Origin of the sequence: Capsulimonas sp. (assembly GCF_039929585.1) — a bacterium.
Taxonomy (GTDB): Bacteria; Armatimonadota; Armatimonadia; order Armatimonadales; family Capsulimonadaceae; genus Capsulimonas.
The window spans coordinates 1-6,016 of the sequence record NZ_JBDSQY010000216.1 but is presented as its reverse complement, the minus strand read 5'-3'; the positions used below and the strand labels follow the sequence as shown (position 1 = coordinate 6,016).

Below are 6,016 nucleotides of genomic sequence, written 5' to 3'. Positions count from 1 at the left end.
ATGCTCGCATCCCCCCTTCCCACAGCTGAAGCAGTGGTCTAGTCAGTGGGAAGGCGGCTGAAGCCGACTGCCAGAGAAATTCGTCCGTGTCCTGCAAATCCGCAGCCTGCTTTAGCTGGCTTACCCCTGATTAGGCCACTGCTTCAGCTGTGGAAAGAGCCAGCATTTGTGAGGATGCAATACCAATGTCAGCCTTCGTAATGAACCCAGCGGCGCTGTGTCCAGAAGAGCAGGCCTGTAATGACCATGATCACCAGGAACAGCACCCAGGCCATTGCGCTGGCGTAACCCATATCCAGATAGCGCCAGGCGCGCTCGAACAGATAGACGGCGTAGAAGTGCGTGCTGTCTTCCGGCCCGCCGCCCGGCGTCATAATATACGCCTCGGTGAAGTACTGGAACACGCCGATGACGCCCATAATCAGGTTGAAGAAGATCACCGGGGAGAGCATCGGCAGGGTCACGTGGCGCAGGCGCTGCCAGGCGGTCGCGCCGTCGATCGTCGCCGCTTCGTAGAGATGGGTTGGGATGTCCTTGAGGCCGGCGAGATAAATCACCATGCTCCCGCCGACCGCCCAGAGCGAAAGGATTACCAAACTGGGCAGCGCCCACTGCGGACTTTGCAGCCACTCCGGCCCGGTGACGCCGACTGCGCGCAGGATCCGATTGATCAGCCCAATCTCCGGGTTGAACAGCCACAAGAACACGACGGATGTGGCGACCGTGGGCAGGATCGACGGCAGAAAGAAGATCGTTCGGTAGACGCCCATGCCCTTGAGGTCAAGGTTGAGCAGCAGCGCGAGCGTGACGCCTAGAATCACTCCCAGGGGCACCGCGATCAGGGCGAAATGGAACGTGACGCCCAGCGACTTCCAGAATAACGGGTCGCCGGTGAGCAGATTGTGGTAGTTCGCTCCGCCGACCCAAACGGGCGTCTGCACGATGTTGTATCGCGTGAACGACAGGTAAAGGCTTGTCAGAAACGGATATGCCGTGAACGCCAGGAAACCCAGAAGCCACGGACTGATGAACGCATAACCAACGAGGCTCTTCTTTGCGGATACCATGAACTTGCCCTTTTCGATCGTCTCATATGACCATCCAATTACTTGGCGGCGCCCAGCGTCTTGAGCTCGCCGGACCAGTACGCGCCTTCCGGCAGCGTATCCCAGGGGTTGGGCAGGGTGTCGGGCGTGACATACATCCAGCCCGCATGCCATTTCTTGCCCAGTTGAACCGCCTTGCGCATGGCGGCGGCGTCCGGCGCGCCGTAAATCAGATGCATGAAGCGCCGAGCCGGATATTTCGCCACCCAGGCGGCGTCGGGAGCGCGCTTGAGGTAAGCATTGTAATCGCTCTCGAACGTGAGGATCACGTCGGCGACATTCATGTACCCTTCGGTCACGGGCGTGCCGGGGTTGATCATCACAATGGCTTTGGGATTTCCGGCGCGGGCGACTGTGAGGCACTGTTTGTAATAGGGCAGGCTGGCGTCGTCGTTGCTGGATTCGTCGAAGAAGATCCCATCGACATGATACCATTGGTTGAAACGATCGATTTCCGTCTGAACCTCCGCGATGGGGCGCTTGCCGTAGCTGGTGTGGACATAGCCCAGCACACGGACGCCCTTGGCCTGCATCGCCTTGACCTGATCGACATAGTCCGCGCGCACGGCCTCGCCGGGGCCGCTGTTCGGGTTGATGATCGTCAGGCCCACATGCGGCGCGGCCGCGCCCATCTTCGTCCACAGTGATCCCGGCCCGAAGTAAGACGGGACCGCCATCCGCTGACTCTGCGCCCAGGTGGGGCTGGCGGCGAGCGTCAGAAGCAGGCCCATCGTCATCCACTGTCTATTCTGCAATTTCGTGTCCTTTGGTTTATGCGTTGCCCACTGTGTAGCGGGCGATTGACGCGATCAATTCCGGAGCGGCCGGCGGTTTGTGCAATTTGCCGATTTAGTGACGTAATCCACACGGAAACGGCCGGCGGTTAAAACCTCGCCTGCAAGAGCGCAGAAGTCCGCCTGCGTGGACTACATAATCCGAGGCGATACCGCCTGATGCTTGGCCTTTCGTAAGGCGATACCGTGTTCGATAATGTAACCCACGCAGGTGGGTTTCTGCGCTCTCGGAGGCGCGGTTTTAACCGCCGGCCGTCTCCGTGTGGCTACATTATTTGATTGGCGGAACTCATTAACCGCCGGCCGTTTCCGTTATCTCAATCCCTCATTGCCGCTGCCGCCACGGGAACCGGCTGTCCCATTGCGGCGGATTCATAAGCCGTCAATGCGATTTGCACGGCGCGCAGGCCGTCTTCGCCGGTCGCCAGGCGCGGCGTGTCTTCTCCGGCGGTGAGGCGCAGGAAGTCGGCGATCATTTCGGTGTCCGTGCCGCTGCCCCAGTTGGACCAGGAGGCGGTTCCCGCCGCGCCATCGTAGCAGACGAGGTTCTGCGCGAATAGGTCGGCGTCAATCACGCCTTCCGTGCCGACGACTTGAATGGTGACATCGCCCCAGGTGGGATAGTTCTTTGGGCGGGACCAGCTCGTGTCGAGAGTGGCGAACACTCCGCCATCATAGTTGATGGTCAGGAAGCCCGTATCCTCGCACGCGGCGTGCTGGAACTCGCTGCCGATTTCGGCGTAAACTTCGGCTGCGTTCCGCCCGAGCAGCAGCCAGTTCAGGTCGGCGGCGTGGACGGTATGGTCGAGCACGGCGCCGCCGCCCGAGAGGGCTTTGTCCACGAACCAGCCGCCCGGAGCCTTGCCCCGATTGGCGCCGCGAATGGCGAGGACCTTACCAACGGCCCCGCTCTGGACCTTCTGAAGCAGGCTCTGGAAGGCGGGCGAGTAACGGCACGGGAACGCTGTTGCGAGCTTCACATTGCGCGCGGCGCAGTAGTCCACCATGGCGCGGGCGTTCGCGACGGTGGTCGCGAGCGGCTTTTCGCAGAGGATCGCTTTGACGCCCGCCTCGGCCGCCATCTCGACGAGACGGCGATGGTGGACATTTTCACTGGCGACGACGGCGCCGTCCAGACCCTGAGCGAGCAGTTCGCGCTCGGAGGCGTAGAACGTCGTTTTGTAGAGGTCCGCCATGGCCTGCCCGCGCGCGGCGTCGGCGTCCCAGACGCCCACGAGCGCCGCGCCGGAGTTGGCGGCGATGGCGGCGGCGTAGGACTGGGCGTGCATATGGGCGAAGGAGAAGATTGCAATTTTCAATGTCATGACAGCGTCACCGACTTTCCGGTCTCAATGGACTCCAATGCGGCCAGCGCGATCCGGGTCGCCTCGCGGGCGTCCTGAAGCGTGACCGGCGGCGGCAGGTTGTTTTGCAGCGCGTGGACGAATGCGGCGAGCTCCTGGTAATACGGATCCTCGGTCGGCGCCATCGGGCTTTCCGGCACCGCGACGCCGCCCGCGCCGCCCTTGGTTTTGAGCATCGCCGAAAGCGGCGCGCTTCGGTCCGAATCATGCTCGATGAGGCCCGCGTCGCCCGCGATCTCCAATGTCGTCCGGAAGCCGCCGGGGTGCGCCCACGAGCCCGTCACATGGCCCACGGCCCCGGAGGCGAAGCGCAGGGTCACCAGAGCGTAGTCCAGATCTCCGAAGTACTCTTCTTGACCGTAGAGGCCCTTGGCGAAGACCCGCGTAACCGGGCCGAAGGTCCAGCGCAGCCAGTCGAAGTCGTGCAGGATCATATCCAGCACCAGGCCGCCGCTCTGCGCGGGATCGGCGTACCAGTTGGGGCGGCCGCCCAGGTCCGGGAAGCCGGCCATACGCGCCGTGCGGATGGTGATCGGCTTGCCGACTGTACCGGCGTCCACCGCGCGCTTGGCGGCGGCGAACTCGGGGAAGTAGCGCAGCACATGGCCGGACATTGCGGGCACGCCAGCTTTCTCGACAGCTGCGAGCATGGCGTCGCAGTCTTCGATGCTGCGCGAAAGCGGCTTCTCGACGAAGATCGCCTTGCCGGCCGCCGCCGCCTTCTCCACGTACTCGCGGTGAAACGGCGTTGGGGTGCAGATATCGACGATGTCGGGCTTGGACTGGGAAATCAGCGTGTCCCAGTCGGCGAACGCCGGTCCGGCGGCGCGGGCCGCGTCAGCCCGAGGGTCCAGGACGCCGACGATTTCGGCGCCCGGCATGGCGTTCCAGTGGCGGGCGTGGACGTCGCCCATCGTTCCGGCCCCGATCAGGGCCACACGATATGTCATGAGTTGGATCCTTTCCTGCGTAACTGTGTCAGGCCCAAGGACAGCACTCGCGTTTCCTGTCCCCGAAGCGGCAATTGGACGGAGATTGTACTCCCCGCAATCTTCGCCGGGATCGTACGCCCGGTTAAGACGTCCCGTACGACAAGCGTTTTCCCCGATCGCGCGCCGGAGCCGAATTTGGCGGCGTCGATGTGAATAACGGCGCTTGCGGCCGAGTCTTTCGAATTCAGCACCGTTAAGTAGTTCTTACCATATCTTTCCAGCCATACGTCCGATTGCGCGGCCTTCGCCCAGGTAATCGGCTCCCAGCCGGCGGCGGAGAGGCGCTGGAGGACCGGGATGTACTTTTTGAAGAGGGGCCGATCGCGGTTGTAAAGCGCCGGATTTTCCCAGTACGGATGGTCGGCGGCGTTGACGCTGAACATGCTCGGATACACGCCATAGAAGAGACACCGCTCGAAATAGCGGGCGATGTTCTCATGGCTGACCTTGGTGAAATCCGTGTTCAGCAAGAGCAAATAAGGCTTATGGTAGGAGGCCGTGCGGCGCAGGTTCATGATCGCGTCCGGTTCCGGCGCCCATTCGCCGGCGTCGCTGAACATGTTTGTTTCGGTTCCCATCACGTCGAGCAGTGGGGCGAAGGCGGAGAAACGCCACGGCACCGAGTTCGCCATTAAGAGCTTGCCGTGCCGGTGCAGATCTTTGGACAGCGCCTCCGTCGATTCATACACCGAGACCCAGGTCGGCAGGGTAGGGCGGCCGCCGCCCTGCGGGAAGCACAGCGCCTGGGTGGAAGCGCGCAGACTTTCGGGCCGGTAGTCCAGAACGTCCGCCCAGGCTTCCAAAGAATCCAAATACTGGCCGTCCGGCTGATTGGCCGCTCCGGGGATCGGCGAGCCGGCGTGGTTCAGGCGCGCCTTGGTCCATAGTCCCGACGCCGTTCCTACTCGGGGGCTGGGGTTGAGCACCCACACGGCGCCGTCGCACCAGGGCGTATCTCGGAAGGCGACATTGAACTGGCCGCGTAGGTCCTGGCTGCCGGAGGAGAGCACCGCCTGCGCTTGATGGGCGGCAATGGGATCGCTGCTCTTGGCGATCTGCTTCACCAGCTTCATCGCCTCGGGATAGGTGCGCGGCGCGCCCTTCGCCATCGGCATCCAGTAGGTCATTGGTTCGACATACTTGAAGCTAAGAATTTTGTTACGGCGGTCGGAGGCGATGCTGTTGTCGCCCTCGTGATAGGCGAAGTGAAAATCAGCTACGCCGGAAACCTTGGATGGATCGGTGAACGGCATCCAGATGCCTTCGGCCTTGGCGCGCCGCTGATAGGCGTCCGGGAAGAGCGCGTAGAACCGGGCGGCGGCGTCGCGGAATCCCCAGGCGGGATCGACATCGTAGCGGGCTACGGCGACGGGGGCTTGATCGTGCTTCGCCGTGTCGCCCTTCGCCGTCAGCGCCAGATCGCAGGCGAGGAACATCAAGTGCGTGTCGGGGCGAAACGCGATCCGGGCGATGCGTGCTCCGAGTGAGGGCGGCGTTCCCAGAGCGCGGCCCGCGCCGGTCCCAGTGACGCAGCCGAAGGGGTACTGCGACAGCTGCCCCGTCGCGCCGGCGCCGGCCTGGGTCAAGCCAGCATACTCGCGAGATTCCGTCGCGGGGACGCCGTCCCGAATGTGGTTCCACCAAACGGGCTTTGCGGCGTCGAAGCGCTCGACATAGTACACCGTCACATTACGATCGCGCGGCGTGAGATTGCGCAGCGTGCCTTGGACGATTTTGTCGCCGCCGACCGTCTTCAATCC

General features: G+C 63.0%; 5 protein-coding genes. All 5 read right to left on the bottom strand.

What is annotated here, in order from left to right:
• Nucleotides 1-188: 188 nt before the first annotated feature.
• Complete coding sequence (locus ABIZ35_RS15855; protein ID WP_348220894.1) at nt 189-1,067, bottom strand: sugar ABC transporter permease; 879 nt, start codon at nt 1,065-1,067, stop codon at nt 189-191.
• A 38-nt stretch (nt 1,068-1,105) separates the two neighbouring features.
• Nucleotides 1,106-1,861, bottom strand: coding sequence for a spherulation-specific family 4 protein (locus tag ABIZ35_RS15850; RefSeq protein ID WP_348220893.1), 756 nt, complete (start codon nt 1,859-1,861; stop codon nt 1,106-1,108).
• Nucleotides 1,862-2,217: 356 nt separating this feature from the next.
• On the bottom strand, nt 2,218-3,225 hold the full coding sequence (locus tag ABIZ35_RS15845; RefSeq protein WP_348220892.1) for a Gfo/Idh/MocA family oxidoreductase: 1,008 nt from the start codon (nt 3,223-3,225) through the stop codon (nt 2,218-2,220).
• Complete coding sequence (locus ABIZ35_RS15840) at nt 3,222-4,214, bottom strand: Gfo/Idh/MocA family oxidoreductase (protein WP_348220891.1); 993 nt, start codon at nt 4,212-4,214, stop codon at nt 3,222-3,224. The genes ABIZ35_RS15845 and ABIZ35_RS15840 overlap by 4 nt, the downstream gene beginning before the upstream one ends.
• A partial coding sequence (locus tag ABIZ35_RS15835) for a hypothetical protein (protein ID WP_348220890.1) occupies nt 4,211-6,016 on the bottom strand: 1,806 nt, incomplete at its 5' end. The genes ABIZ35_RS15840 and ABIZ35_RS15835, both read right to left, overlap by 4 nt.